We start from the raw sequence: 26,061 nt of genomic DNA on the forward strand, positions 1-26,061 counted from the left end.
TGTGCGCGGTGTCGTCTGGGGTAATCCCTGTGGCGATGGTGACTGTGCCCTGCGTAGATGCCGTGTGGTTTCAGTTCGGCGTGAAGGGTGTGCGCCCAGTTTCGTAGCGCCGCCATGGCCATGCCCACGTTCGCCAGGAAGGGCGCGGGGATGGTGGACGAGACGCCCGTCGTCAGCAGGACGGTGCCGGTGCCGCGTGCTCGCATGTCCGGGAGCACCTCGCGGACGGCGGTGATCGCTCCCAATACGTGGAGGTCCAGTTGGGCCGTTGCCGATTCGGTTGTGGTGTCCACCGCGTGGGTGATCGGGCCGGTCGGGCTGGGGCTGTATTCGAGGGCGTCGATCGGGCCCAGGGTTTCTCGGGCCGAGTTCAGAGCGGCGACCAGGGCTGAGCGGTCGCGGATGTCGGCGGGGAACGCGGTGGCCTGGACGTCCTCGGCGGCCAGGTCGGCGACCAGGGCGTCCAGTTTCTCCTTGGTGCGGGCGATCAGTCCTACCCGGAAGCCCGCGCGGCCGAACGCGCGGGCCACCCCCATGCCCAGCCCGGGGCCGGCGCCGACGATGACGAGTGTCCTGCTCACAGGGTGTTCCTTCCGTCATGCTTACCCTTTGTTCGTAGCAGCATGGCCTGTTACTACGATGTTGATCAAGAAGGCACATTCGTGTCAGTACCGGACATGGAGGTAACCCATGCGGGGCGTCGCCGAGTCGGAGGAGGACGTCTGCCGGGAGGTCCTCCAGATCCTCGCGCTGATCGGCGACAAGTGGACGATCCTCGTCGTGGGGCAGCTCCGCACCCGCACCATGCGCTTCGGCGAGCTGCACCGGGCCGTCACCGGCATCTCCCAGCGCATGCTCACCCGGACGTTGCGGCAGCTCGAACGCGACGGGCTCGTGACGCGTACCGTCCATGCCGCCGTCCCGCCTCGGGTGGAGTACGCGCTCACCGAGCTTGGGCTGACGCTCCTGGGCTCCTTGACGGCCGTGGGTGACTGGGCCGTCGAGCACCGGCGGCAGATCACTGAGAACCGCCGCCGCTACGACGCCGAGTCGTAGGTCAGGAAGGTTGTGACGGCGGCGGCGAAGCCGTCGGGGTCGGTGGTGTGGACGAAGTGGTCGCCGTCCAGCTCGGCGAGCCGGGTGTTGGGACGCCGGGTCACGATCTCCTTGCCTTCCTCGGGGGTGATGACCTGGCTGTCGCGGGCGAGGACGAACAGGGCGGGGCAGGTGGTGGACGTCCAGTCGGCCCAGTGGTCGCCGTGCGTTCCCTGTTCCGAGGTGATGGTGTCCTGGGGGTGGAACGGCAGGCGCCAGCCGCCGTCCGGGGTGGGGCGCAGCTTGTCGCCGAGCATCGGGGCCAGCGGGCCGATGGCGTCCAGGAGTGCCTGGCGGTCCGGGGCGGTGTAGGGCATCGACAGCACGAACGACAGGGCGCTGGGGCCGTCGTCGAGATCGCAGACCGGTCCCTCGACGTTGACGATGGCCGTCACGCGGTCGGGGTGGCGGGCGGCGATCTGGTAGGCGGTGATGCCGCCGCCGGAGTGGCCGAGGGTCACGGCCTGCTCGATCCCCAGGTGGTCCAGAAGCGCGATCGCGTCGTTGACGTAGTCGTCGCGGGTGTAGGTGGCGGCTCGGTCGGAGTCGCCGTGTCCGCGCTGGTCGGGTGCGATGACCCGCCACTGCGGCGCCAGTGCTTCGGCCAGCCGCGCCCAGGTCTGGCCCTCGTAGAGGTGGCCGTGCAGCGCGAGCAGCGGTCGGCCGGGCCCACCGAAGTCCAGGTAGGAGAGTCGGCGGCCGTCGATGTGAAGCTCGTCGCGGGTGTTGGTGCCGTTCATGGTCGAACCTCCGTCAGGTGTCCGTCTCGATGAACAGCACTCTGTCCGCACCCGCTGACCATGGACGCACCGGCCGCTGACGGTCGCTCACCTTCTCGGTGCGCGAGTGTTCTTGGCGGCGGTCAGTTCGCAGCGGCCGTCCTTGCAGGTGCGTTCCAGGCGGCCTCTGGAAAGGGTTTGGATCAGGCCGATCGTCCAGCAGGTCGGGCAGCCGCGTAGGGCCAGCAGGCCGATCGGGGCCAGGAGGAGGGTGGCGGGGCCCCACAGCGGTAGGAGGGCGAATGCGGCGATCAGGGCGCCGAATCCCACTGCGCCGCGTAGCAGGTGGCGGGGGAGGGAGGTGCTTGCGAAGCCGTCGGCCATCGTCGTGTCCTTCCGTGGGGAGGGTGGCTTGCCTATGAGAGGGGTGGACGCGGTCAGAGGATTCAGGCGAGCGGGCGGTAGGGATGTGGCGTTCGGGCAGGTCGTGCATAGTGGCGGCATGAAGTATGTGTTTCTGATCTGTGACGATGAGACGGTCTCGCCGACCATGGAGGAGATCGCGGCGGACCCGGCGTACCAGGCGTACGCGGCGGAGGTGAAGCGGCGGGGGGCCAGCCTCGGGGGTGCTCGGCTGCGGCCGGTGGCGGACGCGACGACCGTGCGTGTCCGTGACGGGGAGACGCTGGTGTCCGATGGTCCCTTTGCGGAGACGAAGGACTTCATCGGCGGTATCGACATCGTCGAGTGCGACGATCTGGACGAGGCGCTCGCGATCGCGGCGCTGCACCCCTACGCGAGCCGGGGGTGCGTCGAGGTCCGTCCTGTGTGGGAATGACCGCGCCTGAGGCGGTTCGCGCTGCGGTCGACGCGGCGTACCGGGACGAGTGGGGCCAGGTGGTCGCCACGCTGATCGGGCTGACCGGCGACTGGGACCTGGCCGAGGACTGCGCGCAGGACGCCTTCGCCGCCGCGTTGGCGACGTGGGAGCGCGACGGCGTTCCGGCGCGTCCGGGGGCGTGGCTGACGACGACCGCACGGCACCGGGCGACCGATCGGCTGCGGCGGGACGCGACGGGGGCGGCGAAGTTGCGGCAGCTCGCCGTGCTGGAGCGAAATCCGGGCGAGTCGTCGGCCGAGGAGATCCCGGACGAGCGGTTGCGGCTGATCTTCACGTGCTGCCATCCCGCGCTGCCGTTCCCGGCCCGGGTCGCCCTGACGCTGCGGACGCTGGCGGGGTTGAGCACGGGGGAGATCGCCAAGGCTTTCCTGACCGCCGAGCCGACGATGGCGCAGCGGTTGGTGCGCGCCAAACGCAAGATCGTCGAGGCGGGGATACCGTACCGGGTTCCACCGGCGGAGCTTCTGCCGCGCCGGGTGGCGGCCGTTCTGGCGGTGCTCTATCTGATCTTCAACGCGGGCTACGACGAGGAGGACGGGGGCCGGGCGCTCGCCGCCGAGGGGATCCACCTCGCCCGGACGCTCGTCCGCCTGATGCCGGACGAGCCCGAGGCGCGCGGCCTGCTGGCGTTGATGCTGCTGCTGGAGGCCCGCCGCGCGCAGCGCACCGAGGGCGGGGTACTGGTCACGTTGGAGGACCAGGACCGGTCCCGGTGGGATCGCGCGCTGATCGCCGAGGGCCTGGCGACGCTCGACCAGGCGTTGGCCGTGCGGCGCTCCGGGCCGTACCAGGTGCAGGCCGCGATCGCCGCCTGCCACGCCACGGCGCCCGACGCCGCCACCACCGACTGGCCCCAGATCGCCGCCCTCTACGCGAAGCTGATGCGGTTGGCGCCCTCGCCCGTGGTGGCCCTCAACCGCGCCGTGGCGGTCGCGATGGCGGAGGGCATTCCCGCCGGGCTCGCCCTCGTCGACGACCTTGACGCGTCCGGCGAGCTCGACGGCTACTACCTGCTGCCCGCGACACGGGCCGATCTCCTCCGCCGGGACGGCCGCCTCGCCGAGGCCGCGACGGCCTACGAGGAGGCGCTGAGGCTGGCGCCGACCGACGCCGAACGGCGCTATCTGGCGGGACGCCTTTCCGGGCTCTGACCAGCGCGACCAAATTTCTTCCCGGACGATGTCGATCCCGGGCTGCCTCCTTCGTCGGTGGGGCGAAACCACCGAGAGAGAGGCAAGGTCCATGTCGGACACCGAGTATCTGACCGCCACCATGACCGTCGACCGGACGCCGGAGCAGGTCTTCGAGGCCGTCACCGACGTTCGCGGCTGGTGGAACGAGAACCTCATCGGCCATTCCGCCGCCCTGCACGACGAGTTCGTCTTCACCGACGACACCGCGTACGCCGGTGAGACCGTCCGGGCCAAGAAGGGCATCCGCTTCGCCCGGTTCCGCATCACCGAGTTCGTGCCCGGCCGAAGGGTTGTCTGGCACGTCGTGGACTCCGACCTCACGTTCGTCGACGACCGCGACGAATGGACCGGCACGAACGTCGTCTTCGATATCACCGAGGGCACGACGCTGCGGTTGACGCACGAGGGCCTCAGCGCGCAGGAATCCGCCTGCTTCGAAGCGTGCTCGCGCGGCTGGACGTTCTACATCACCGAGAGCCTGCCGCAGCTGGTCACCACCGGCACCGGCCAGCCGATTGCGAGCTACCGCCGATGAACGGCCACGATGTGAAGACCGTCGCCGGGCCGCCGGCCTCTGCGCACCGGCGAAAGCCGGGTCCCCGGCAAGGGCTCGTGCTGGCGATGGCGTGCGCGGGCATGGCGATGGTGGGTCTCGATATCGCGATCGTGAATGTGGCCCTGCCCTCGATCCAGCGCGATCTCGGAATCAGCCAAGGCGGTTTGCAATGGGTCGTCGTCGCCTACGGCCTGCTGCTCGGCGGGTTCCTGCTCGTCGGCGGACGGATGACCGACCTGCTGGGACGGCGCCGTATGCTGCTCGCCGGTCTCGGTCTGTTCACCGCCGCGTCGCTGGTGGCGGGCCTGGCGCAGCAGGTGGGCGTGCTGATCGCGGCTCGCGGAGGCCAGGGGCTGGGCGGCGCGCTCATCGCACCGGCAGCCCTGTCGCTGCTGGCCGTCACCTTCCGTGAAGGGCCGGAACGCAATCGGGCCCTCGGCATTTACGGGGCCGTCGCCGGAATGGGCGGGACGGTGGGCGTCGTCGCGGGCGGCCTCATCGCCGCCGGTCCGGGCTGGCGGTGGGCGTTCTTCATCAACGTTCCCTCGGGTCTCGTGCTCATCGCACTCGCCATTACCTGCCTTGCGACCGACGAATCCCGTGGCCGTTCCGGGCCGCTCGACATCGCGGGGGCGGGCACGGTGACCGGCGGGCTGCTGACCTTCGTCTACGGGTTCCACCATGCCTCCACCCATGGCTGGACCTCTGCCGGCACGCTCGCGTGGTTCGCGGGAGCCGGTGTGCTGTTGGCCTTGTTCGTGTGGTCGGAGAGGCGTTCACCGGCCCCGCTCGTCCCGGCCGGGGCGTTGAGGAATCGCACGCTCGTCGCGGCGAACGTCACGGCGCTGCTCGCGTTCGGCGCGCTCTTCTCGTTCATTTTCCTCGGATCGCTGCTGATGCAGCAGAAACTCGGCTACTCGGCCACGCGGACGGGGTTGGCGTGGCTGGCCACGACGACGACCTCGTTCGGGGTCTCGTGGGTCGCCGGACGCCTCGCGGCCGTTGTGGGCGTCCGCCGCCTGCTGGTGATCGGTCTGGCGTTGCTGACCGCCGGAATGGTGTGGCTCGTCCGGGTCCCCGCCGATGCCGCCTATCTCACCGACCTGCTTCCGGCATTCCTGATCGCCGGACTCGGGTTCGGAATCTGCGGGCCCACGCTCCAGATCGGTGCGCTGTCCGGTGTCACGGAATCGGAATCAGGGCTCGCGGCGGGCCTGCTCGAAACCATGCGCGAGATCGGCGGCGCGGCAGGCGTCGCCGCCATTTCGACGGTCCTTGTCGCCGGAGAAGGCCTCGACGGCTTTCACACCGCGTTCGCCGCCATCGGTGTCCTCGCCGGTCTCGGAGCCGTCGTCGCGGCGATCGGCTTCCGGGGCGGCACGCAGGCGTGAGGTCATTCGCCCTGCAACGCGTGGTGGACGGCTGCACGGGCGCGATGCAGGCGTGACTTCATCGCGGGGAGGCTGAGGCCCAGCGCGTCGGCGACCATGCGGCCGCTGTGGCCCTGGACGTCGCGCATGATCAGGACGTGCCGCTGGTCGGCGGGCAGGGCGGCGATCGCGGCGGCGATGCGTCCGGCCTCCAGGCGTTGGAGGGTCTCGTCCTCGGCCGAGTTCGCCAGGAGGCCGGACGTGCTGAGGTCGGGGACCGGGACGTCGCGCCGCACCCGCCGCAGGCACTCGTTGCGGACGATGCGGAACATCCACGACGCGAGCGCGCTGGAGGCCCGCAGCGTCCCGATCTTGCGGTACAGGATGATCAGCGCTTCCTGGGCAGCGTCCTCGGCGTCCTCGGGGGAGGCGCACAGGGAGCGGGCGAACCTGCGCACGTGCGGGTGCGAGCCCGACACCAGAGCGGTGATCGACTCGACGTCGCCGCGCCGGGCGGCGGCGATGAGCCGCTCGCCCGGCCAGGTCGTCTCAGCCACGGGAGCGGCTCCGCCGCCGCAGGACCGTGACCGTGCACGCGCAGATCAGCACGGCCACGCCGATTCCGGCACCAACGATCATCATGACGACCTCCCAGTTCGGTTCGCCGCCGCACGCGGCTCGCCTATGAGAGGGGCGGACCCGGCCAAAGGATTCAGCCGGGTTGCTTCGTCAGCGTCAGGCCGCTGGACGGGGTCACCGACAGCCGGTCGGCGGGCTCGTCCAGGTCCACGACCACCTCGTCGCCGTCGTGGACGTCGCCGGACAGCAGTTCGCGGGCCAGCTGGTCGCCGATCGCGGTCTGGACGAGGCGCCGCAGCGGCCGCGCCCCGTACAGCGGGTCGTAGCCGGTCAGCGCCAGCCATTCGCGGGCGGCCTCGGTGACGCGGAGCGTGAGCCGCCGCTCGGCGAGGCGTTCGGCGAGCTTGTCGACCTGGAGGTCCACGATGCGGGTCAGCTCGTCGGTCGACAGCGCGTCGAACAGGATCACGTCGTCGAGGCGGTTCAGGAACTCCGGCTTGAACGCGCCCCGGACGGCGTTCCAGACCGCCTCGCGTTTCGCGCCGTTCTCCAGCGTCGGGTCCACGAGGAACTGCGAGCCGATGTTGGAGGTGAGGATCAGGATCGTATTGCGGAAGTCGACCGTGCGGCCCTGGCCGTCGGTGAGGCGGCCGTCGTCCAGCACTTGGAGGAGGATGTCGAACACCTCGGGGTGCGCCTTCTCGACCTCGTCCAGCAGGACGGCCGAGTACGGACGCCGCCGGACGGCCTCGGTCAGCTGCCCGCCCTCCTCGTAACCGACGTAACCGGGCGGCGCGCCGACCAGGCGGGCGACGCTGTGCTTCTCGGAGTACTCGCTCATGTCGATGCGGGTGATCGCCCGCTCGTCGTCGAACAGGAACTCCGCGAGCGCCTTGGCCAGCTCGGTCTTGCCGACGCCGGTCGGGCCGAGGAACAGGAACGATCCGGTCGGACGGTCGGGGTCGGAGATCCCGGCGCGGGCGCGGCGCACCGCGTCCGACACCGTGCGGACGGCCGAGCTCTGGCCGATGAGGCGGCGGCCCAGCTCCTCCTCCATCCGGAGCAGCTTGGCGGTCTCGCCCTCAAGGAGGCGCCCGGCGGGGATGCCGGTCCAGGACGCGACGACGTCGGCGACGTCGTCGGGGCCGACCTCCTCCTTCACCATCGCGTCGCGGTTCTCGGCCGCCTCGGAGGCCTCCTGGAGCTGCTTCTCCAGCTCGGGGATCTCGCCGTAGGTGAGCCGCGCGGAGGTCTCCAGATCGCCGTCGCGCTGGGCGCGCTCGGCCTCGCCGCGCAGCTGGTCGATGCGCTCCTTGATCTCGCCGACCCGGTTCAGCCCGGCCTTCTCCTGCTCCCACCGGCCGACGAGCCCGTTGAGCTGCTCCTGCTTGTCGGCGAGGTCGGCGCGGAGCCGTTCGAGGCGCTGCCTGGACGGCTCGTCGGTCTCCTTGGAGAGGTTCAGCTCCTCCATCTTCAGCCGGTCGACGGCGCGTTGCAGCTCGTCGATCTCGACCGGACGGGAGTCGATCTCCATGCGGAGCCGGGACGCGGCCTCGTCCACGAGGTCGATGGCCTTGTCGGGCAGGAAGCGGGAGGTGATGTAGCGGTCCGACAGCGTCGCCGCCGCCACCAGCGCCGAGTCGTTGATCTGCACCTTGTGGTGCGCCTCGTAGCGGCCCTTCAGCCCGCGCAGGATCGCGACCGTGTCCTGCACGGACGGCTCGCCGACCAGCACCTGCTGGAAGCGGCGCTCCAGTGCCGGGTCCTTCTCGATGCGCTCGCGGTACTCGTCCAGCGTGGTCGCGCCGATCATGCGCAGCTCGCCGCGCGCCAGCATCGGCTTCAGCATGTTGCCCGCGTCCATCGCGCCCTCGGCGGCGCCCGCGCCGACGACCGTGTGCAGCTCGTCGATGAACGTGACGACCTGCCCGTTGGACTCCTTGATCTCGTTCAGGACGGCCTTCAGCCGCTCCTCGAACTCGCCGCGGAACTTCGCGCCCGCGACCATCGCGGCGAGGTCCAGCGAGACCAGCCGCTTGCCGCGCAGCGACTCGGGCACGTCGCCCGCGACGATCCGCTGCGCGAGGCCCTCGACGACGGCGGTCTTCCCGACGCCGGGCTCGCCGATCAGCACCGGGTTGTTCTTCGTGCGGCGCGACAGCACCTGGACGACGCGGCGGATCTCGGCGTCGCGCCCGACGACGGGGTCGAGCCGTCCGTCCCGGGCGGCGGCGGTGAGGTCGACGCCGTACTTCTCCAGCGACTGGTAGGTGCCCTCGGGGTTCTCGCTGGTCACGCGGGCGTGCCCGCGGACCTTCTCGAACGCGTCCAGCAGCGCCTCGGGGGTCGCGCCGAACTCCTTGAGCAGCCCGGCGGCCGGACCGCCGTCGGCGGCGAGGCCGACGAGGAGGTGCTCGGTCGAGACGTACTCGTCCTCAAGCTGGCGGGCGCGGTTGCCCGCGGTGTTGATCGCCCGCTGGAGCTGGCCGGACAGCCGCGGCGTCGCGACCGTCGAGCCCGCCGCCTTCGGCTTGGCCGCGAGCTGTTCCTCGGCCTGCCGCCGGACGGCCTGCCAGTCGGCCCCGACCGCCTCCAGCAGCGGCACCGCCGTGCCCTCCGGCAGCCCGATCAGCGCCACCAGCAGGTGCTCCGGCTCCACCTCGGGATGTCCCTCGGCCGCCGCCCTGCGGACCGCGACCGACACCGCCTCCTGACTCTTCTGCGTGAGCTTGATGTCCACAATTCCCCCTAGTCGCGGTTGCGCTCGTGCCAGACAACGACGCTGGTGTGCCTGATCGGCACCAGATCGGCGCCCGGCGTCCCGCCCGCGTCCCCGCGCCGCCGCTGCTGCGCGAGCCGCGCCGCGACGGAACGGGTCGATTCCAGTTCGTTCGCGAGGTCCTCCAGCGCGGCGTGGGCCTTGGCGAGTTCCTCGCGGAGCCGGACGTTGTCGCGCTGGAGTTCCAGGATGTGCTTGATGCCCGAGAGGTTGATGCCCTCCTCCTGGGAGAGCCGCTGGATCTCGCGGAGCATCACGATGTCGCGCATCGAGTAGCGGCGCCCGCGGCCGGCGGTCCGGCCGGGGGACACCAGGCCCATCCGGTCGTAGGTCCGAAGCGTCTGCGGATGCAGCCCGGACAGCTGCGCCGCCACCGAGATCACATAGACCGGGGTGCTGTCGCCGAAGGGATCGGTGTTCATGGTCGCGCCTCCGCCCGCCGCTCGGTCACCGGGTCACTCCGTTCTGGCCTGCTGGAGCAGGTCGGCGCGCAGGTCGTCGCCCGCGCCCGACTCGCGCAGGCGGGTGAGCGCCTCGCGGGTCTGGTCGTCGAGTTTCTGCGGCACCTGGACGTCCACGGTGACCAGCAGGTCGCCCTTGGTGCCGTCGCGGCGGGACGCGCCGCGCCCCTTCACCCGGAACGTGCGGGCGTTCGGCGTGCCCTCGGGCAGCCGCAGCGTCACCGGCTGCCCCTGGAACGTCGGCACCCGGATCTCCGCGCCGAGCGCCGCCTCCGGGAACGTCACCGGGACGGTCAGCGTCAGGTTGTCGCCGCTGCGGCCGAACACCTGGTGCGGACGGACCTTGATGTTCACGTACAGGTCGCCGTTCGGGCCGCCGTTCTCGCCCGGCGCGCCCTTGCCCTTGAGCCGGATCTTCTGCCCGTCCGCGACGCCCGCCGGGATCCGCGCCTGGATCGTGCGGGTGCCGGTCGCGCGGCCGCTGCCGTGGCAGATCGGGCACGGGTCGTCGACGACGAGGCCGCGTCCGTGGCACTGCTTGCACGGCTCCTGGAACCCGAAGTTGCCGAGGTTGCGGGTCTCCTGCCCGGTGCCCTCGCAGTTCGGGCACACGCGCGGGACCGTGCCGGCCTTCGCGCCGGTGCCCCGGCAGCCGTCGCACGGCGCCTCGCTGGTCAGCTTGATCGGGACGGTCACGCCGTTCATCGCGCGGCCGAACGACAGCGTCACGTCGGTCTCGACGTTGGCGCCGCGCCTGGCCCGCCGCGTCCCGGTCGTGCGGGTGCCGCCGCCCCGGTTGAACAGCCCGCCGAACAGGTCGCCGATGCGCTCCCCGGCGCCGCCCGGCTGCGTGCCCCCGCCCTGCTGCCCGAAGAGGTCTCCCAGGTCGAAGGGGAAGCCGCCGCCCTGCTGGCCCCGGAACCCGCCCGGCATCGCCCGCACCGAGTCGTACTCCTTGCGACGCTTCTCGTCGGAGAGGACGTCGTAGGCCTCCGAGACCTCCTTGAAGCGGTCCTCGGCGTCGGTGTCGCCCTTGTTGGCGTCCGGGTGGTACTTGCGGGCCAGCTTCCGGTACGACTTCTTGATCTCCTCCTGCGAGGCCGTCTTCGCGACACCGAGGACCTTGTAGTAGTCCTTCTCCAGGTAGTCCTTGGTGCTCACGGCGCCCCGCTCTCTGCTATCGCCACTTGCCACATGTCTCGTGCATGCCCCGGGGCCCGTCCCGGCCGGCACCGCTCGGCGCCGGCCGGGACGCATGGCCCGCGAGTCGTTCCAGGGTCACCTCTGGAACGTGCCGGAGTCACCCCCGGATCCCCCCGGCGGCACAACGCCGGGAGGGGTCACTCGTCGTCGGTCTTCTCGTCGCTGCTCGGAGTGGCGTCGGACGCGTCCGCCTGGCCGTCCGACTGGGCGGCGGACTCGGCGTTCGGGTCGGGCTCGGCCACCGCGACCCGCGCCGGACGCAGGACGCGCTCGCCGATCCGGTAGCCGGGCTGGAGGACGTCCGCGACGCTCGTCTCCGTCACGTCCGCCGAGTACGCGTGCATCAGCGCCTCGTGGACGGTCGGGTCGAACGGCTCGCCCTTCGCGCCGTAGCGCTCCAGGCCGAGCTTGCCCGTCACCGACTCCAGCCGGTCACCGACGGACTTGAACCCGCCGGTCAGCTCGTCGTGGTCACGGGCGCGGCCGATGTCGTCCAGCACCGGGAGCAGCTCCTGGAGCACCTGCCCGAGGGCCTGCTCCCGCACCGCGACCCGGTCGCGCTCGACGCGCTTGCGGTAGTTGTCGTACTCGGCCTTCAGCCGCTGGAGATCGGCGAGCCGCTCCGCCAGCTGGGTCTTCAGCGAGGAATCCGCATCGCCCTCGGCCGGTGCGGCCGGGGAGCCCGGCGCGGCGGGCTGCTCGCCCGTCCCGCCGGACGTCCCGCCGGACTCGCGGACCTTGCCGGTCTCGGGATCGATGCGCCGCTTGTCGCGAATCACCGGGCCCTCCCGCTCCTCGCCCTCGTTGGGGGAGGTCGTCACGATGCGTCACCCTTCGGCTTCTCGTCGTCCACGATCTCGGCGTCGACGACCTCGTCGTCCTGGTCGGCCTGCCCGCCCTGGGCGCCCGCGGTCGGGCCGTGGTCCTCCGCGCCCGCCTGCGCGCCCTCGGGGTTCTGCGCGTACATCGCCGCGCCCATCTTCTGGCTGACCTGGGCGAGCTTCTCCGCGCTGGACTTGATGAGGTCGACGTCGGTGCCCTCCAGGGCCTTCTTGACCTCGGCGACCGCGTCGTTCACCTCGGTCTTCAGCTCGGCCGGGACCTTCTCGTCGTTCTCCCGCAGGAACTTCTCGGTCGAGTACGCGAGGGTGTCGGCCTGGTTGCGGACCTCGGCCTCCTCCTTGCGCTTGCGGTCGTCCTCGGCGTACTGCTCGGCGTCGCGCATCATCTTCTCGATGTCGTCCTTGGGCAGTGCGCTGCCGCCGGTGATGACCATCGACTGCTCGCGGCCGGTGCCCTGGTCCTTCGCGCTGACGTTGACGATGCCGTTGGCGTCGATGTCGAAGGTGACCTCGATCTGCGGGACGCCGCGCGGCGCCGGCGGCAGACCGGTGAGCTGGAACGTGCCGAGCTTCTTGTTGTAGGCGGCGATCTCGCGCTCGCCCTGGAAGACCTGGATCTCCACCGAGGGCTGGTTGTCGTCGGCCGTGGTGAAGGTCTCCGAGCGCTTGGTCGGGATCGTGGTGTTCCGCTCGATGATCTTGGTGAAGATGCCGCCCTTGGTCTCGATGCCGAGGCTCAGCGGCGTCACGTCCAGCAGCAGGACGTCCTTGACCTCGCCCTTCAGCACGCCGGCCTGGAGGCTCGCGCCGATCGCGACGACCTCGTCGGGGTTGACGCCCTTGTTGGGCTCCTTGCCGCCGGTCAGCTCCTTGACCAGCTCCGACACCGCGGGCATGCGGGTCGAGCCGCCGACCAGCACGACCTGGTCGATGTCGTTGACCGAGATGTTCGCGTCCTTGAGCACCGAGTGGAACGGCGCCTTGGTCCGGTCGAGCAGGTCGGAGGTCATCCGCTGGAACTCGCCGCGGGTGAGCTTCTCCTCCAGGTGCAGCGGGCCCTCGGCCGACGCGGTGATGTAGGGAAGGTGGATCGTGGTCTCGGACGAGCCGGACAGCTCGATCTTGGCCTTCTCCGCGCCCTCGCGGATCCGCTGGAGCGCCATCTTGTCCTTGGACAGGTCGACGCCGTTGGCGTTCTTGAACTTCTCGACGAGCCAGTCGACGATCTTCTGGTCCCAGTCGTCGCCGCCCAGATGGTTGTCACCGCTGGTGGCCTTGACCTCGACCACGCCGTCGCCGACCTCCAGCAGGGACACGTCGAACGTGCCGCCGCCCAGGTCGAACACCAGGATCGTGGCCTCGTTCTCCTTCTCCAGGTGGTAGGCCAGCGCCGCCGAGGTGGGCTCGTTGATGATGCGCAGGACGTTCAGCCCCGCGATCTGCCCGGCCTCCTTGGTGGCCTGCCGCTGGTGGTCGGAGAAGTACGCCGGGACCGTGATCACCGCGTCGGTGACGGTCTCGCCCAGGTAGGACTCGGCGTCGCGCTTCAGCTTCTGAAGTACGAACGCGCTGATCTGCTGCGGCGTGAAATCCTTGCCGTCGATCGTGGTCTTCCAGTCGGTGCCCATCTCGCGCTTGACCGAGCGGATCGTCCGGTCAACGTTGGTCACCGCCTGGCGCTTGGCGACCTCGCCGACGAGCACCTCACCGTTCTTGGCGAAGGCGACGACGGACGGCGTGGTCCGCGACCCCTCCGCGTTGGCGATGACGGTGGGCTCGCCGCCCTCCAGGATCGCGACGACCGAGTTGGTCGTCCCGAGGTCGATGCCGACCGCACGTGCCATGTCTCTCGTCCTCCGTCGTTCTTGCCGGTCTGTCGTGCTCTCCGGCGTCGCCCCCTGGGTCACGCCGGTCGGGTCTGGTACCAGCAAGACTGCCGTCCGGCCCGTCCTGTTGTCAAATGACTTGAGTCGACCGGACTCAACTTTGCTGACGACCTCTACAACAGGACGATTGCGCGGGCTATTCCGGTTCCCGCGACGTCCCCGCCGGCTCGAAGATCCTCTGGACGGAGGAGAACGTCAGCGCCGCCGTCCCTCGCCGGGAGGAGCGCCTGGCAGGCCGTCCAGGCGAAGCCGCTCGGCGACGGACGCTTCGGCGCCCCGCTCCCCGCCCCCGTCAAGGGTCAGGCGGTCTCGCTGCGCGTCAGCGCGAAGGACGCGAGCGGCAGTGGCATCGACCAGCGCATCATCCGCGCCTACCGGGTCCGGTAGGGCAAAAGCGTTCCTCGGCGCCCTCCGTCCGGTTTCCGGGCGGGGGGCGCTCGCGCGTGAAGGCGGAACGGGGGATCGGTTGAGAGCGGGGTGACCGTGACCGCGCACTCCCCCCGACAGCGAGGATCTACCCCATGGCCCTTCACGACCCGCCGGATTCCGCTGGGGCCGCCTCCGACGCCTCCGACGCCTCCGACGCCTCCGACGCCTCCGACGCGTCCGACGCGTCCGACGCGTCCGACACGGAGGCGATCACGCGTTCGCGGCGCGAGCCCGCCGCGTTCGCGGAGATCTTCCACCGGCACTTCACCGCGATCCACGGGTATGTGGCCCGGCGCCTCGGCGCGGACGCGGCCGACGACATCGCGGCCGAGACGTTCCTCACCGCGTTCCGCAAGCGGGACGGGTTCGACCCGGCGCGTGGAACGGTCCGCCCCTGGCTGTACGGCATCGCGACCCGGCTGATCGGGCTGCACCGGCGCTCGGAGGGCCGCCGCTACCGCGCCCTCGCGCGCACGCCCGCCCAGCCCTTCGAGGACGGCCACGAGGACGTCGTCACGGCGCGCGTCACCGCCGGCGGCGCGGGCGCGGAGCTGGCGAACGCGCTGGCCCGGCTGCCGCGCGGGGACCGGGACGTCCTGCTGCTGGTGGCGCTGGCCGACCTGTCCTACGAGGAGGTCGGGCAGGCGCTCGGCATCAAGACCGGCACGGTCGCCTCCCGCCTGCACCGCGCCCGGCGCCGCCTCCGGGAGTCGCTCGGCGGCACCAACCCCACGTTGATCATTGAGGAGACGCCCGCGTGAACGCGAACGAGATGGACCAGGTCAGGGGCCTGCTGAGCGAGCCGCCGCTTCCGTCGGGGCAGGCGCGGGCCAAGGCCCTGACGATGCTGGAGGACGAGATGGCGGGCAGGCGCGTCCGGACGGAACGGCGGCGTATCGGCTGGCCGGCCGGGCTCGGCGCCGGGCTGGTCGCGGCGGGCGCGGCGGCGGCCGTGGCCATCGCCGTCACTGGCCAGGGCGGCGGGGCGGGCTCGTCCGGCTCGCCGGAGGCGTCCGGCGGCGTCGATCTGGACAGGCAGGCCGTGCTCGCGGCGGCGGCCAACGCGGAGCGGACGCCGATCGGCAGGTACTGGTACACCGACCGGATCGACGGGCAGTCCTACATCGTCCGGCCGAAGACCGGCTCGTACGCCATCGTCGGCGCGGCGAGCGAGTCGTTCCACTGGGCGGGGATGAAGAAGGGGACCGGCGAGGCGTACTACGGGCGCGACCTCCCGGCCCGGCCGCTGACCGAGGCGGACGAGGCGCTGTGGCGCAGGGCCGGGTCGCCGTCCAGCTTCCGGGTCTGGTCGAACGACCACTACTACACCTACTCCGCCAAGGTCGCGGGCTGGCGGTCGAGCGGCCCGGAGGTGGGCGTCAACCCGCGCGGCGGCGGCGAGTTCCTGGGCGAACCGGCGGAGGAGTGGCGGAACCTGCCGAGCGACCCGGCAAAGCTCGCCGAGAGGTTCCTGAGCGAGAAGGAGGCGAGCCGGGCGGCGGGCATGAAGGGGAAGGCGGAGAAGCTGCGCGACTCGGCGACCGCCTCCAGCGGGATCTGGCGGACGGCCTCGATCCTCGGCGGCACCCCCGTCCCGCCGAAGGTGCGGGCGGGGCTGATGCGGGCGCTGGCCGGGCACCGGGGCATCCGGGCGATCGGCGAGACGGCCGACCCGCTGGGCCGCCGGGGCGTCGCGCTGGCCTCCGCCGAGCGCACCGTGACGGTCACCGGCGAGTGGGGCGCGCCGAAGGCCGAGCAGGGGACCTACGCCTCGCGCACGGCGATCGTCTTCGACGCGAAGACCGGCGGCGTGCTGGCCGTCCAGGACATGCTGACGAAGCCGGGCGGCCCGTACGCGGAGATGAAGCCCGGCTTCATCATCAACTACATGGCCGTCCGCTCGACGGGCTGGAGCGACACCAAGCGGCAGCCCCCCGCCGCCCTGCCCTTCTAGCCGATCCCCCCATCAGGCCCTTCGCCCGCTCATCGGGCGGAGGGCCTGCGCGTTTCGAGCCCGTCGAGCACGCAGCCGAGGCCGAACGAGAACCGTTCCTCCAGGACGCCGCTGGTCTCCTTCATCCAGATCTCGCGGATGTGGGTCGCGAGATCGGGATGCTCCACGTCCAGCCGGGCCAGGTACGGGCCGAGGTTCTCCATCCACTCGGCGGCGGTCGTGCCGAGCTGGTTGCGCTGCCAGCTCGCCTCGCTGCCCGCGGCGCCGATGACGTAGTCCACCACCGCCGACCAGGCGTATTCGAGGTCGACCCCGGTGAAGCCCGCCGACCCGAACGCGGCGAGCACCTCGGCCAGCACGCGGGTGGCGTTCGGGCCGATCATGGGACGGCTGCCGAACAGCGTGACCGTCCACGGATGCCGGTGGATCATCGTGCGCAGGCTGCGCGCGTAGCCGCTCGCCGCCGCGCGCCAGCCGTCCGCGGCGGGGATCTCCACCTCGGCCATGACCCGGTCGAGGGCGAGTTCGAGCAGCTCGTCCTTGTTCGCCACGTGCCAGTACACCGACGTAGCACCGGAGTTCAGCCGGGTACCGAGCCGCCGCATGCTGAGCCCGTCGAGGCCCTCGGCGTCGAGCAGGCCGAGCGCCGCGTCGACGATCTGGTCGCGGGTCAGCGTGGGCTGCTCGCGCCGGGTTCGCGGCGGCCGGGTCCAGACGGACGTCGGGCCCGCCGGTGCCTTGGCCATGGCGCCTCCTCCTCGCGGCTCGCGGACGTCTCGTACAGGGTACCGGGACTTGAACAGTGTGCGATGAAGCTCGTACAGTGTGCGGGCCTACTGGAACACTGTACGAGGAGGGATTCATGGACCCGCATCCGAGGCGCTGGCAGATCCTCGGCGTGCTCTGCCTGAGCCTGTTCGCGGTCGTGGTCGACAACACGATCCTGAACGTCGCGATCCCGTCCCTGCTGGACGACCTGGACGCCACGACGTCCGACGTCCAGTGGGTGATCGACGCCTACGCGCTGGTCTTCGCGGGCGTGCTGCTCACGGCGGGCAGCCTCGGCGACCGCTACGGCCGCCGCCGCGCGATGCTGATCGGCTTCGCGCTGTTCGGCCTCGGCTCGCTGCTGGCCGCGTTCGCCGCGAACCCCGCGCAACTCGTCGCGACGCGCGCGCTGATGGGCCTCGGCGGCGCGTTCCTCATGCCGGGCACGATGTCGATCATGGCGCAGGTGTTCGGCGAGGACGAGCGGGCCAAGGCGTTCGCGATCTGGGGCGCGACGTCGATGGTCGGCATCGCCGCCGGGCCGACGCTCGGCGGGCTCCTGCTGGAGCACTTCTGGTGGGGGTCGGTGTTCCTGGTGAACGTGCCGGTCACGGTCGTCGCGGTCGTGGGGCTGCTCGTCCTCGTCCCGGAGTCGCGGGGGCCGCGCCGCCGTCCGGACGTGCTGGGCGCCGTGCTGTCCACGCTCGGCATGTCGGCGCTGGTGTGGGCGATCATCTCCGGCCCCGAGCACGGCTGGACGGGCCCGCGCACGCTCGGCGGGCTCGCCGTCGCGGCCGCCGGGCTCGGCCTGTTCGTGCTGTGGCAGCACCGCAACCCCCAGCCGATGCTCGATCTGCGGCTGCTGCGGCACCGCCGGTTCTCCGGCGCCGCCGTCGTCATCGCGTTCTTCGGGTTCGCGCTGGCCGGGACGATGTTCGCGCTCACGCAGATGTTCCAGCTCGTCCTCGGCTACGGGCCGCTCAGGGCGGGCCTCGCGATGCTGCCGGTGGCGGTCTCGGCCGGGCTCGGCAACGGCCTCGGCGCCGCGCTGGAGGCCCGGATCGGCGGGGCGAGGGCCATCGCCGCCGGTTTCGCGATCGCCTCGGCGGGCTTCGCCGCGCTCGGGCTCGTCGGCCCCGGCGACGGCTTCGGCGTGATCGTCGTCGGCCTCGTCGTGTTCGGGTTCGGCGCCGGGCTCGGCACCCCGGCCGCCTACAACACGCTGATGGCCGCCGTCCCGCGCGCGGAGGCCGGGGTCGGCTCGGCGGTCAACGACGCGGGCCAGGAACTCGGCAACGCGCTCGGCGTCGCCGTGATCGGCAGCATCATCTCCGCCGCGTACCGGGGCGGCCTCCCCGATGGCGTGCCCGGCCCGGCGCGGCACTCGCTCGGCGAGGCGCTCGCCCTCGGCGACCCCGGCCTCGCCCGCACGGCGCGGGACGCGTTCGTCCACGCGCAGGCGGCGGGCTCCTTCACCGCCGCCGCGACGATGCTGGCCGCCGCGATCTTCGCGCTGGTCGTGCTGCGCGAGGGCCGCCCGGCGGACCGTCCGGCGGCGGACCGGACGCAGGAGACCGTCCCGCACGCGTGAAAGCGATCCGGGGCGGGTGCGGAGTAGAAGATGACACCAACCCCCGGAGGTAGTTTCATGCCCGACCCCAGCCGAGGGGCCGACGGGTGACGGCCCCACCCGAACTCTCCACGCGCGGCAAGGACGACGCGTCGCTGCTCGCCGCGTCCCTCCAGGACGGCGAGAAGTTCACCGCCCTCTACGACCGGTACTTCCCGGCGGTGTACCGGTACGTCGCGGGACGTCTCGGCCGGGAGGCGGCCGACGACGTCGTCGCCGAGACGTTCCTGGCCGCCTTCCGCCGCCGCGCCACGTTCGACCCGGCGCGCGGCGCCGTCCGGCCATGGCTGTACGGGATCGCGACGAACCTGATCGCGCAGCACCGGCGGACCGAGACCCGCCGCTACCAGGCGCTCGCCCGCCTCGGCGCCGAACCCGACCCGGCCGGCCACGAGGACCGCGTCGCGACCTCGGTGACCGCCGAGCGCCTCCAGCCGCACCTGGCCCGCGCGCTCGCCGGGCTCTCGCGCAAGGAGCGCGACGTCGTCCTGCTCAAGGCGCTCGGCCAGCTCAGCCACGAGGAGATCGCCGCCGTCCTCGGCATCCCGTACGGGACGGTCGGCTCCCGCCTGAACCGCGCGCGCCGCAGGCTGCGCGCCGACCTGCCCTTCGACGGCACGGAAGGACCCTGACATGAACGGCATGGACGGCATGGACGAGTACCAGATGATCGCCACGATGCTGGACGAGCCGCCTTCGGAGGAGTCGGCCGCTGCCGGACGACGCCGCCTCAGCGAGGAGATCCGTGCGCCGCGCCGCCGTCCCCTCGGGTTGAAGTGGCCGGTCATGGGCCTCGCCGGTGTCGCGGCGGCGGCCGTCGTGGGCGCGGTGCTGGTGTCCTCGGGCACGTCGCCGCGCGCGCCCGATCCCGTGCAGGCGCGGCCGGTGTCGGCGCGGGAGGTGCTGCTGTCGGCCGCGAGGCAGGCCGAGTCGTCGCCCGCCACCGGACGCTACTGGCACCGCCGGACGCTCGGCACCACGTCCTTCGAGGTCGGCCCCAAGGGCGGGCGGTACCAGGTGGAGCGGCGGCGGGTGAGCGAGACCTGGGCGCGCCCGGACGGCCAGGTCTGGATCGCCGACCGCGACGCGGGCACGCGGCCCCGCACCGCCGCCGACAAGGCCGCCTGGGAGCGCGACGGCAGGCCGACCGCCTGGAAGCGCGGGCCGGGGCTCGGCGGCCGCCTCGCGCTCGCCCCCGGACCGGGCCGAATGATCAAGGTGCAGGGGCCGAGCTCGTTCACGGTCTGCGACAAGGAGATGTCGTTCGCGCAGGTCCGGGCACTGCCGACCGACCCGGCCGGGCTGCGGGCCGCCGTCCGGAACGCGATGCTCCACAACGACGACGGCCCCGTGCCCGCCGAGGCCCAGACCGGGTTCCTCGCGCAGTGCCTCGCCGGGCTGCTCTCCGATGTGCCCGCCCCGCCGAAGGTGCGCGCCGCCGCCTACCGGGCCCTCGCCGGCATGCCCGGGGTGAAGGCCACCGGCCCCGCCACCGACGGCACCGGACGCGCGGGCGTCGGGATCGTCATCCAGGGCCGCGGCGACGCCGGGACCCGCCTGACGATCGACCCGAAGACCTCGTTCGTGCTCGCCGAGGCGCAGGAGCCCGGCAGCGCGGCCCTGCCGGGCAGGAACCGCACGATGACCTACCTCCAGGTCGGCTGGACCGACGTGGGCCCACGGGTCCCCGCCCTTCCCTGACCGGTCAGCCCGTCAGGTCGAGCGGGGTGGTGCCGGCCTCCGCCAGCGGCAGGCCGAGCGCCGCCCGCTCGGCCAGCCATCCGCTCGGCCGGTACCGCGGGTCGCCGGTGGCCTCGTGCAGCCCGCGCAGGACGGCGAGCACCCGCGCGGCCCCCACGCTGTCGCCCCACTCCAGCGGCCCGCGCGGGTAGCCGAGGCCGAGCCGGACGCCGGTGTCGATGTCCGCCGGACGCGCGAGCCGCTGCTCCGCGATGCCGCACCCCACGTTCACCACCGACGCCATGAGCCGCTGGGCGACGCTCGCGGGCGCGTCCCGGACGACGCTCACCGCGCGTCCCGTCGCGACGAGGGCGGCGAGGGCGGCGCGTCCCGCGTCCCTGTCGACTCCCGGATGCACGGACACGGTGAGACGGGTGAAGAACCCGCCGAACGGGTCCACGCCCAGGGTTCGCTCCAGCGGGAGGTCGCGCGCCACGTCCAAGACGCTGCGGCCGAACGGCGCCACCAGCACGATCGCCTCGCCGGACGGCTCGTCCCCCGCTTCCACCTGCACGCCGCCCTCGGACAGGAGCGCGCCCAGCCCTTCCCTTACGCCGGGCTCCTCGTCGTGGATCCAGACCGGACGCGGTGCCACGTCCGGTGCCGAAACCTCCTGCGGCTCCTGCTTGGCGCCGTCCACGTACTTGTAGAAGCCCTCACCCGTCTTGCGTCCGAGAAGGCCCGCCTCCATGCGCGCCCGCGCGATCCGGGACGGACGGAACCGCGGCTCGGTGTAGAAGCCCGTCCAGATGCCCTCCATGACGGGGTGCGACACGTCCAGGCCGGTGAGGTCGAGCAGCTCGCACGGGCCCATCCGCAGGCCGAGGACGTCCCGCGCGATCCGGTCGATGTCCACCGGCTCCGCCGCGCCCTCCGACAGGATCTGCAACGCCTCGGTCACCAGCCCGCGCCCGGCGTGGTTGACCAGGAAGCCGGGCGCGTCCGGCGCGAGCACCGGTTCGTGCCCGAGGCGCCGGACGAGGTCGGCGAGCGCGTCCGGCACCCACCCGGCCGTCCGCGCGCCGGGGACCACCTCGACCAGCCGCATCAGCGGAACCGGGTTGAAGAAGTGCAGCCCCGCCAGCCGGGACGGGTCCGCGAGCGCCGCGCCGATCGCCGTCACCGGCAGCGAACTGGTGTTCGTCGCGAAGACCGTGTGCTCGGGGGCCACCTTCTCCAGCGCCGCGAACAGCTCCCGCTTGGCCGCCAGGTCCTCCTTCACGGCCTCCACCACGAGGTCGCAGTTCTGGAGCGGCGTCAGCGGCTCCCCGACCGGCCGCAGCCGCGCCTTGGCCGCCTCCGCTCCGGCGGCGTCCATCCGTCCCTTCGCCGCGAGCCGGTCGAACATCGCGCCGATGTCCTCGACCGCCTCGGTGACCGCCTCCAGGCGCGCGTCGGCCAGCTCCACCGTGAGCCCGCCCGCCGCCGCCCACTGCGCGATCCCGCGTCCCATCGCCCCGGTCCCGATCACCCGGATCGCCGTCGCCCGTCGTGCCCACTGCTCCAAAGCCGCCTCCTCGATCGTCTGCGTATTCAACAGGAGTCCGCTTGGCGGAAACCCGCCCGCGAGTTCCGGACGGCCACGTCGTAGCCTGCCAAGTACCCGCCAAACCCGGAGAAAGAGGAGCACACCATGCGCGACGCGGTGATCTGCGAGCCGCTGCGTACCCCGATCGGCCGGTTCGGCGGGGTGTTCAAGACCGTCCAGCCGACCGAGCTCGCGGCCACCGTCATCAGGGCGCTGGTCGAGCGCACCGGCCTGCCCGGCGCCGCGGTCGACGAGGTCGTCCTCGGCCACTGCTACCCGACCTCCGACGCGCCCGCCATCGGACGCGTCGCCGCGCTCGACGCCGGGCTCCCGGTCGAGGTCGGCGGGATCCAGATCGACCGGCGCTGCGGGTCCGGGCTCCAGGCCGTCCTCTACGCCGCGATGCAGATCCAGACCGGCGTCAGCGACGTGATCATCGCGGGCGGCGCCGAGAGCATGAGCAACGCGCCCTTCTACACGACCGAGGCGCGCTGGGGCATCCGCGGCACCGGCCTCAACCTGCACGACTCGCTCGCGCGCGGCCGCGTCACCGCGGGCGGCGCGAACCACCCCGTCCCGGGCGGGATGCTGGAGACCGCCGAGAACCTGCGCCGCGAGTACGGCATCGGACGCGAGGAGCAGGACGAGCTGGCGGTCCGCTCGCACCAGCGCGCCGTGGCCGCGCAGCGCTCCGGCGTCTTCGCGGAGGAGATCGTCCCGGTGACCGTCCGGTCGCGCAAGGGCGACACGGTCGTGGACACCGACGAGCACCCGCGTCCCGACACGACGATGGAGGGGCTCGCGCGGCTGCGTCCCGTCCTCGGCAAGAGCGACGACGCCGCCACGGTCACCGCGGGCAACTCCAGCGGCCAGAACGACGCCGCCGCCGCGTGCGTCGTCACGACCCCCGAGCGCGCCGCCGAGCTCGGGCTGCGGCCGCTCGTCCGGCTGGTCTCGTGGGCGCGCGCGGGCGTGCCGCCGCGCACGATGGGCATCGGGCCCGTCCCGGCCACGGCCAAGGCGCTGGACGCCGCCGGGATCGGCCTCGCCGACCTCGACCTGATCGAGCTGAACGAGGCGTTCGCCGCGCAGGTGCTCGCGGTCACCCGCGAATGGGACCTCAAGGACGCCGACTGGGACCGCCTCAACGTCCACGGCTCCGGTATCTCCCTCGGCCACCCCGTCGGCGCGACCGGCGCCCGCATCCTCGCGACGCTCGCCCGCGAGATGCACCGCCGCGAGGCCCGCTACGGCCTGGAGACCATGTGCATCGGCGGCGGCCAGGGCCTCGCGGCGGTGTTCGAGAAGATCTGATGTTCAAGCGGGTGTGATCGAACGTCAGGCGGGCGGCGTCCAGGACGGGTCGCGCCCGGTCATGGCGAGCATCCGGTCGAGGGGCCCGGCGCCCTCGGGGGCGTCCTTGGCGGCGCCGAACAGCCCCTCGACGGGGGCGCCGCCGCTGTCCCGGACGGCCGCGCCGACGAAGTTCAGGCACTGCTCGACCTCGTCGTCGGCGACGTCGTAGGGGACGCCGAGCGCGCGGGCGACGTCCCAGCCGTGCACGACCAGCTCGTTCAGCGCGACGCTGCCGGCGACGGAGGCGGGCAGGTCCACGCCGCCCGCGCGGGTCATGCCCTCCCACGCGGCCGGGTCGCCCCACGCGGCGGCGAGCGCGTCGAGCTGCTCGGGGATGCGCTCGCGCCAGCCCTCCGGGAGGTTGGACGCGTCACCGGACGGCGGGGCGGACTTCTCGGCCGGCCACGCCTTCGCCGCCGTCCAGGCGAGGCCGACCGACAGCCCGTTCACGTGGTCGATCAGGTCGCCCAGCGTGTAGTTCTCGCACGGCGTCGCGGCGGCGAGCGCCGAGTCGGGGGCGCCGGCGATCAGGCGGCCGAGCCGCCGCGCCGCCGGGACCAGGTCGGGGGTCGCGGTCTTGCCGGTATCTGTGCTCACAGGGCGCTCCTTGATTAGTCCTCGCTCATACAGACTCCATGATCGGACGATTCTCATCGCCGTCACGCATCTCTATGGTGTGGGGATGACGCGAGCATCGGCAGCGGATCACGCTGGCCGGGAGCGGTCGACCGCTGACCTGGGCAGCGGCCGGGCGCCGACCCGGAAAGCGGTCGAGCGTTGACCTGCGGAGCGGCGCGTAAGCTACTACCGAGTAGTATTCGGCCCCCGAATGAGACGCGGTCCGCGGCGAGTCCTACGCTGACTGCCATCGCCCGTAGCAGGAGGACGGAACCGTGTTCTGGACCACTTTGATCATTGGGCTCGCCGGTACGGCGGTCGCGCTGGCGCTGGCCGGACGGCGCGTGCTGTTCCTCTACGCGATCGCACGGAGCGGCCAGCCCGACCCCGAGCGGGTGCTCCAGGTCAGGCGCGACCCGAAGACCGACCTGGAGGACCAGGTCACCGAGGTCTTCGGCCAGCGCAAACTGCTCAAATGGACCGTCGCCGGGATCGCCCACGCCGCGGTCATGTGGGCGTTCATCCTGTTGATCACCGTCTACCTGGAGGCGGCCGTCGCGCTGCTGTTCGGGCTGGACAAGCACATCCCCGGCCTCCAGACCTGGGGGCCGATCGGCTTCGTCCAGGACACGATCGCGCTCGCCTGCGCCGCCGGCCTGCTCACCTTCACCGCGATCCGGATCAAGAACTCGCCCCAGCGCATCGGACGCGACTCCCGCTTCAAGGGCTCGCACCTGAGCGGCGCCTGGATCACGCTGTTCATGATCTTCAACGTGATCTGGACGATGTTCTTCTTCCGGGGCGTCGAGTGGGCCAACGGCAACCTCGACTACGGCAAGGGCGCGTACTTCTCCTACGCCGTCGGGCACCTGTTCGACGGGATGAGCCACGACACCCTCGAAGTGCTGGAGTCCGTCGGCCTGCTGCTGCACATCGCGGTCGCGCTGGTGTTCCTGGTGTTCGTCGTCAACTCCAAGCATCTGCACATCTTCCTGGCGCCGCTGAACGTCATGTTCAAGCGCCGCCCGGACGGCCTCGGCGCCGCCCAGCCGATGATGTCGGGCGGCAAGCCGCTCGACTTCGAGGAGGCCGACCCCGACGAGGACGTCTTCGGCCGAGGCAAGATCGAGGACTTCACCTGGAAGGGCTTCCTCGACATGGCGACCTGCACCGAGTGCGGCCGCTGCCAGTCGCAGTGCCCCGCCTGGAACACCGGCAAGCCGCTGTCGCCCAAGATGGTCATCCTCGACCTGCGCGACCACGCCCTCGCCAAGGCGCCCTACTTCACCGCGTCCGAGGAGGCGCGGGAGAAGTTCACCGACGAGCAGAAGCTCGAAATGCAGGTCGACAGGGAACTCGTCGGCGAGAACGGCGTCATCCACCCCGACGTCCTGTGGTCGTGCACCAACTGCGGCGCCTGCGTCGAGCAGTGCCCGGTGGACATCGAGCACATCGACCACATCCTCGACATGCGCCGCTTCCAGGTCATGATCGAGTCTTCGTTCCCGTCCGAGGCGGGGGTGATGCTGAAGAACCTGGAGAACAAGGGCAACCCATGGGGCATGTCCGAGACGAAGCGTCTCGACTGGGTCGGGGAACTCGACTTCGAGGTCGAGGTCGTCGACGAGAAACTCCCCGAGGACACCGAATACCTGTTCTGGGTCGGCTGCGCCGGCGCCCTTGAGGACCGCGCCAAGAAGACCACCAAGGCCGTCGCCGAGCTGCTGCACATCGCGGGCGTGAAGTTCGCCGTCCTCGGCCCGATGGAGGCCTGCACCGGCGACCCGGCGCGCCGTCTCGGCATGGAGTTCGTCTTCCAGATGCTCGGCCAGCAGAACGTCGAGACGCTGAACGAAGCGGGCGCCAAGAAGATCGTCGCGACCTGCCCGCACTGCTTCAACACCCTTGCCAACGAATACCCGCAGCTCGGCGGGAACTACGAGGTCGTCCACCACACCCAGTTGCTCGCGCACCTCGTCGAGGAGGGCAAGCTCACCCCGGTCACCCCGATCGAGGAGAACATCACCTACCACGACCCCTGCTTCCTCGGCCGCCACAACAAGGTCTACAAGCAGCCGCGCGACATCATGGCCACCGTCCCCGGCGTCCGGACGCAGGAGATGCACCGCCACAAGGACCGCGGATTCTGCTGCGGCGCCGGCGGCGCGCGCATGTGGATGGAGGAGCGGATCGGCAAGCGCATCAACACCGAGCGCGTGGACGAGGCGCTGGAAACAAATCCCGACACCGTCTCCACCGCCTGCCCGTTCTGCCTCGTCATGCTGGGCGACGCCATCAACGAGAAGAAGAACTCCGGCGAGGCCAAGGAGTCGCTGGAGGTCGTGGACGTCTCGCAGCTCCTGATCCGCTCCATCAAGGGAGAGGGCGGTTCGGCGCCCGCGAAGGAGGCCGTCGCCGCGGAGTGACGCTTGGGGGCTCCGGGGCCTCCGGGGC

At 71.8% G+C, this 26,061-nt stretch carries 23 protein-coding genes and 1 pseudogene; 12 read left to right on the forward strand and 12 right to left on the reverse strand.

Going from position 1 to position 26,061, the window contains the following annotated elements; all coding sequences use genetic code 11:
* Nucleotides 1–65: 65 nt before the first annotated feature.
* A pseudogene (locus K2F47_RS41875) lies at nucleotides 66–581 on the reverse strand (SDR family NAD(P)-dependent oxidoreductase); the annotation flags it as partial.
* 109 nt (nucleotides 582–690) lie between these two features.
* On the opposite strand from K2F47_RS41875, the gene K2F47_RS37770 reads away from it, so the two are divergent.
* Nucleotides 691–1,056: a winged helix-turn-helix transcriptional regulator gene (locus K2F47_RS37770; protein ID WP_242911047.1), complete on the forward strand. Its 366-nt coding sequence runs from the start codon at nucleotides 691–693 to the stop codon at nucleotides 1,054–1,056.
* Here K2F47_RS37770 and K2F47_RS37775 read toward each other — a convergent pair.
* Both K2F47_RS37775 and K2F47_RS37780 read right to left on the reverse strand, forming a co-directional pair.
* Nucleotides 1,038–1,835: an alpha/beta fold hydrolase gene (locus tag K2F47_RS37775; protein WP_242911048.1), complete on the reverse strand. Its 798-nt coding sequence runs from the start codon at nucleotides 1,833–1,835 to the stop codon at nucleotides 1,038–1,040. The two genes, K2F47_RS37770 and K2F47_RS37775, sit on opposite strands and share 19 nt — an antisense overlap.
* Nucleotides 1,836–1,922: 87 nt before the next feature.
* Nucleotides 1,923–2,198, reverse strand: coding sequence for a hypothetical protein (locus K2F47_RS37780; protein ID WP_242911049.1), 276 nt, complete (start codon nucleotides 2,196–2,198; stop codon nucleotides 1,923–1,925).
* A gap of 118 nt (nucleotides 2,199–2,316) precedes the next feature.
* Between K2F47_RS37780 and K2F47_RS37785 the strand changes: the two genes are divergently transcribed.
* The 4 genes from K2F47_RS37785 to K2F47_RS37800 all read left to right on the forward strand — a co-directional run bounded on the left by K2F47_RS37785 (nucleotide 2,317) and on the right by K2F47_RS37800 (nucleotide 5,855).
* The gene (locus K2F47_RS37785; RefSeq protein ID WP_242911050.1) at nucleotides 2,317–2,652 is read left to right on the forward strand and encodes a YciI family protein; all 336 of its coding nucleotides are present in this window, start codon (nucleotides 2,317–2,319) and stop codon (nucleotides 2,650–2,652) included.
* On the forward strand, nucleotides 2,649–3,866 hold the full coding sequence (locus K2F47_RS37790; RefSeq protein WP_242911051.1) for an RNA polymerase sigma factor: 1,218 nt from the start codon (nucleotides 2,649–2,651) through the stop codon (nucleotides 3,864–3,866). The genes K2F47_RS37785 and K2F47_RS37790 overlap by 4 nt, the downstream gene beginning before the upstream one ends.
* A 91-nt stretch (nucleotides 3,867–3,957) precedes the next feature.
* On the forward strand, nucleotides 3,958–4,443 hold the full coding sequence (locus tag K2F47_RS37795) for an SRPBCC family protein (RefSeq protein ID WP_242911052.1): 486 nt from the start codon (nucleotides 3,958–3,960) through the stop codon (nucleotides 4,441–4,443).
* A complete protein-coding gene (locus K2F47_RS37800) occupies nucleotides 4,440–5,855 on the forward strand; it encodes an MFS transporter (RefSeq protein WP_242911053.1) in 1,416 nt (471 codons plus the stop codon). The genes K2F47_RS37795 and K2F47_RS37800 overlap by 4 nt, the downstream gene beginning before the upstream one ends.
* A gap of 2 nt (nucleotides 5,856–5,857) precedes the next feature.
* Here K2F47_RS37800 and K2F47_RS37805 read toward each other — a convergent pair whose 3' ends face one another.
* The 6 genes from K2F47_RS37805 to dnaK form a co-directional block, all read right to left on the reverse strand.
* Nucleotides 5,858–6,391: an RNA polymerase sigma factor gene (locus K2F47_RS37805; RefSeq protein ID WP_242911054.1), complete on the reverse strand. Its 534-nt coding sequence runs from the start codon at nucleotides 6,389–6,391 to the stop codon at nucleotides 5,858–5,860.
* Nucleotides 6,392–6,546: 155 nt separating this feature from the next.
* Nucleotides 6,547–9,153, reverse strand: a complete 2,607-nt coding sequence (gene clpB / locus K2F47_RS37810) for an ATP-dependent chaperone ClpB (protein WP_242911055.1) — start codon at nucleotides 9,151–9,153, stop codon at nucleotides 6,547–6,549.
* A gap of 8 nt (nucleotides 9,154–9,161) precedes the next feature.
* Nucleotides 9,162–9,614: a heat shock protein transcriptional repressor HspR gene (locus K2F47_RS37815; protein WP_242911056.1), complete on the reverse strand. Its 453-nt coding sequence runs from the start codon at nucleotides 9,612–9,614 to the stop codon at nucleotides 9,162–9,164.
* 33 nt (nucleotides 9,615–9,647) lie between these two features.
* Complete coding sequence (gene dnaJ / locus K2F47_RS37820; RefSeq protein WP_242911057.1) at nucleotides 9,648–10,814, reverse strand: molecular chaperone DnaJ; 1,167 nt, start codon at nucleotides 10,812–10,814, stop codon at nucleotides 9,648–9,650.
* A 179-nt stretch (nucleotides 10,815–10,993) separates the two neighbouring features.
* Nucleotides 10,994–11,680, reverse strand: a complete 687-nt coding sequence (gene grpE / locus K2F47_RS37825) for a nucleotide exchange factor GrpE (RefSeq protein WP_242911091.1) — start codon at nucleotides 11,678–11,680, stop codon at nucleotides 10,994–10,996.
* Entirely contained in the window at nucleotides 11,674–13,542 is a 1,869-nt protein-coding gene (gene dnaK, locus K2F47_RS37830) for a molecular chaperone DnaK (RefSeq protein ID WP_242911058.1), read from the reverse strand. The genes grpE and dnaK overlap by 7 nt, the downstream gene beginning before the upstream one ends.
* 563 nt (nucleotides 13,543–14,105) lie before the next feature.
* Between dnaK and K2F47_RS37835 the strand changes: the two genes are divergently transcribed.
* Together K2F47_RS37835 and K2F47_RS37840 are read left to right on the forward strand one after the other, a co-directional pair.
* The gene (locus tag K2F47_RS37835) at nucleotides 14,106–14,774 is read left to right on the forward strand and encodes an RNA polymerase sigma factor (RefSeq protein ID WP_242911059.1); all 669 of its coding nucleotides are present in this window, start codon (nucleotides 14,106–14,108) and stop codon (nucleotides 14,772–14,774) included.
* Nucleotides 14,771–15,967: a hypothetical protein gene (locus tag K2F47_RS37840; protein WP_242911060.1), complete on the forward strand. Its 1,197-nt coding sequence runs from the start codon at nucleotides 14,771–14,773 to the stop codon at nucleotides 15,965–15,967. The genes K2F47_RS37835 and K2F47_RS37840 overlap by 4 nt, the downstream gene beginning before the upstream one ends.
* 29 nt (nucleotides 15,968–15,996) lie before the next feature.
* Here K2F47_RS37840 and K2F47_RS37845 read toward each other — a convergent pair whose 3' ends face one another.
* A complete protein-coding gene (locus K2F47_RS37845; protein WP_242911061.1) occupies nucleotides 15,997–16,713 on the reverse strand; it encodes a TetR/AcrR family transcriptional regulator in 717 nt (238 codons plus the stop codon).
* Between the two features lie 116 nt (nucleotides 16,714–16,829).
* Between K2F47_RS37845 and K2F47_RS37850 the strand changes: the two genes are divergently transcribed.
* The 3 genes from K2F47_RS37850 (at nucleotide 16,830) to K2F47_RS37860 (ending at nucleotide 20,066) form a co-directional block, all read left to right on the forward strand.
* Nucleotides 16,830–18,326, forward strand: coding sequence for an MFS transporter (locus K2F47_RS37850; RefSeq protein WP_242911062.1), 1,497 nt, complete (start codon nucleotides 16,830–16,832; stop codon nucleotides 18,324–18,326).
* An 86-nt stretch (nucleotides 18,327–18,412) separates the two neighbouring features.
* Nucleotides 18,413–18,997, forward strand: coding sequence for an RNA polymerase sigma factor (locus tag K2F47_RS37855; protein ID WP_242911063.1), 585 nt, complete (start codon nucleotides 18,413–18,415; stop codon nucleotides 18,995–18,997).
* A 1-nt stretch (nucleotide 18,998) separates the two neighbouring features.
* Nucleotides 18,999–20,066, forward strand: coding sequence for a CU044_5270 family protein (locus K2F47_RS37860; protein WP_242911064.1), 1,068 nt, complete (start codon nucleotides 18,999–19,001; stop codon nucleotides 20,064–20,066).
* Between the two features lie 4 nt (nucleotides 20,067–20,070).
* On the opposite strand, the gene K2F47_RS37865 is transcribed toward K2F47_RS37860, so the two are convergent.
* On the reverse strand, nucleotides 20,071–21,642 hold the full coding sequence (locus tag K2F47_RS37865) for a 3-hydroxyacyl-CoA dehydrogenase (RefSeq protein WP_242911065.1): 1,572 nt from the start codon (nucleotides 21,640–21,642) through the stop codon (nucleotides 20,071–20,073).
* Nucleotides 21,643–21,738: 96 nt separating this feature from the next.
* Here K2F47_RS37865 and K2F47_RS37870 point away from each other — a divergent pair, with 96 nt between their 5' ends.
* Complete coding sequence (locus tag K2F47_RS37870) at nucleotides 21,739–22,947, forward strand: acetyl-CoA C-acetyltransferase (RefSeq protein WP_242911066.1); 1,209 nt, start codon at nucleotides 21,739–21,741, stop codon at nucleotides 22,945–22,947.
* A 24-nt stretch (nucleotides 22,948–22,971) separates the two neighbouring features.
* Here the strand turns inward: K2F47_RS37870 and K2F47_RS37875 are convergent, their stop codons facing one another.
* Nucleotides 22,972–23,586 carry a TIGR03086 family metal-binding protein gene (locus K2F47_RS37875; RefSeq protein WP_242911067.1) on the reverse strand — a complete coding sequence of 205 codons (615 nt, stop codon included), beginning with the start codon at nucleotides 23,584–23,586 and terminating at the stop codon, nucleotides 22,972–22,974.
* Nucleotides 23,587–23,882: 296 nt separating this feature from the next.
* Here K2F47_RS37875 and K2F47_RS37880 point away from each other — a divergent pair, with 296 nt between their 5' ends.
* Complete coding sequence (locus tag K2F47_RS37880; protein ID WP_242911068.1) at nucleotides 23,883–26,033, forward strand: (Fe-S)-binding protein; 2,151 nt, start codon at nucleotides 23,883–23,885, stop codon at nucleotides 26,031–26,033.
* Nucleotides 26,034–26,061 lie beyond the last annotated feature (28 nt).

It is taken from the genome of Actinomadura terrae, from assembly GCF_022751215.1.
Taxonomy (GTDB): Bacteria; Actinomycetota; Actinomycetes; order Streptosporangiales; family Streptosporangiaceae; genus Spirillospora; species Spirillospora terrae.

Excerpts from the sequence above, each read along its gene's own strand:
- K2F47_RS37770 (WP_242911047.1), top strand. The coding sequence starts at position 691 with ATGCGGGGCGTCGCCGAGTCGGAGGAGGACGTCTGCCGGGAGGTCCTC.
- K2F47_RS37775 (WP_242911048.1), bottom strand. The coding sequence starts at position 1,835 with ATGAACGGCACCAACACCCGCGACGAGCTTCACATCGACGGCCGCCGA.
- K2F47_RS37780 (WP_242911049.1), bottom strand. The coding sequence starts at position 2,198 with ATGGCCGACGGCTTCGCAAGCACCTCCCTCCCCCGCCACCTGCTACGC.
- K2F47_RS37785 (WP_242911050.1), top strand. The coding sequence starts at position 2,317 with ATGAAGTATGTGTTTCTGATCTGTGACGATGAGACGGTCTCGCCGACC.
- K2F47_RS37790 (WP_242911051.1), top strand. The coding sequence starts at position 2,649 with ATGACCGCGCCTGAGGCGGTTCGCGCTGCGGTCGACGCGGCGTACCGG.
- K2F47_RS37795 (WP_242911052.1), top strand. The coding sequence starts at position 3,958 with ATGTCGGACACCGAGTATCTGACCGCCACCATGACCGTCGACCGGACG.
- K2F47_RS37800 (WP_242911053.1), top strand. The coding sequence starts at position 4,440 with ATGAACGGCCACGATGTGAAGACCGTCGCCGGGCCGCCGGCCTCTGCG.
- K2F47_RS37815 (WP_242911056.1), bottom strand. The coding sequence starts at position 9,614 with ATGAACACCGATCCCTTCGGCGACAGCACCCCGGTCTATGTGATCTCG.
- dnaK (WP_242911058.1), bottom strand. The coding sequence starts at position 13,542 with ATGGCACGTGCGGTCGGCATCGACCTCGGGACGACCAACTCGGTCGTC.
- K2F47_RS37835 (WP_242911059.1), top strand. The coding sequence starts at position 14,106 with ATGGCCCTTCACGACCCGCCGGATTCCGCTGGGGCCGCCTCCGACGCC.
- K2F47_RS37845 (WP_242911061.1), bottom strand. The coding sequence starts at position 16,713 with ATGGCCAAGGCACCGGCGGGCCCGACGTCCGTCTGGACCCGGCCGCCG.
- K2F47_RS37850 (WP_242911062.1), top strand. The coding sequence starts at position 16,830 with ATGGACCCGCATCCGAGGCGCTGGCAGATCCTCGGCGTGCTCTGCCTG.
- K2F47_RS37860 (WP_242911064.1), top strand. The coding sequence starts at position 18,999 with ATGAACGGCATGGACGGCATGGACGAGTACCAGATGATCGCCACGATG.
- K2F47_RS37870 (WP_242911066.1), top strand. The coding sequence starts at position 21,739 with ATGCGCGACGCGGTGATCTGCGAGCCGCTGCGTACCCCGATCGGCCGG.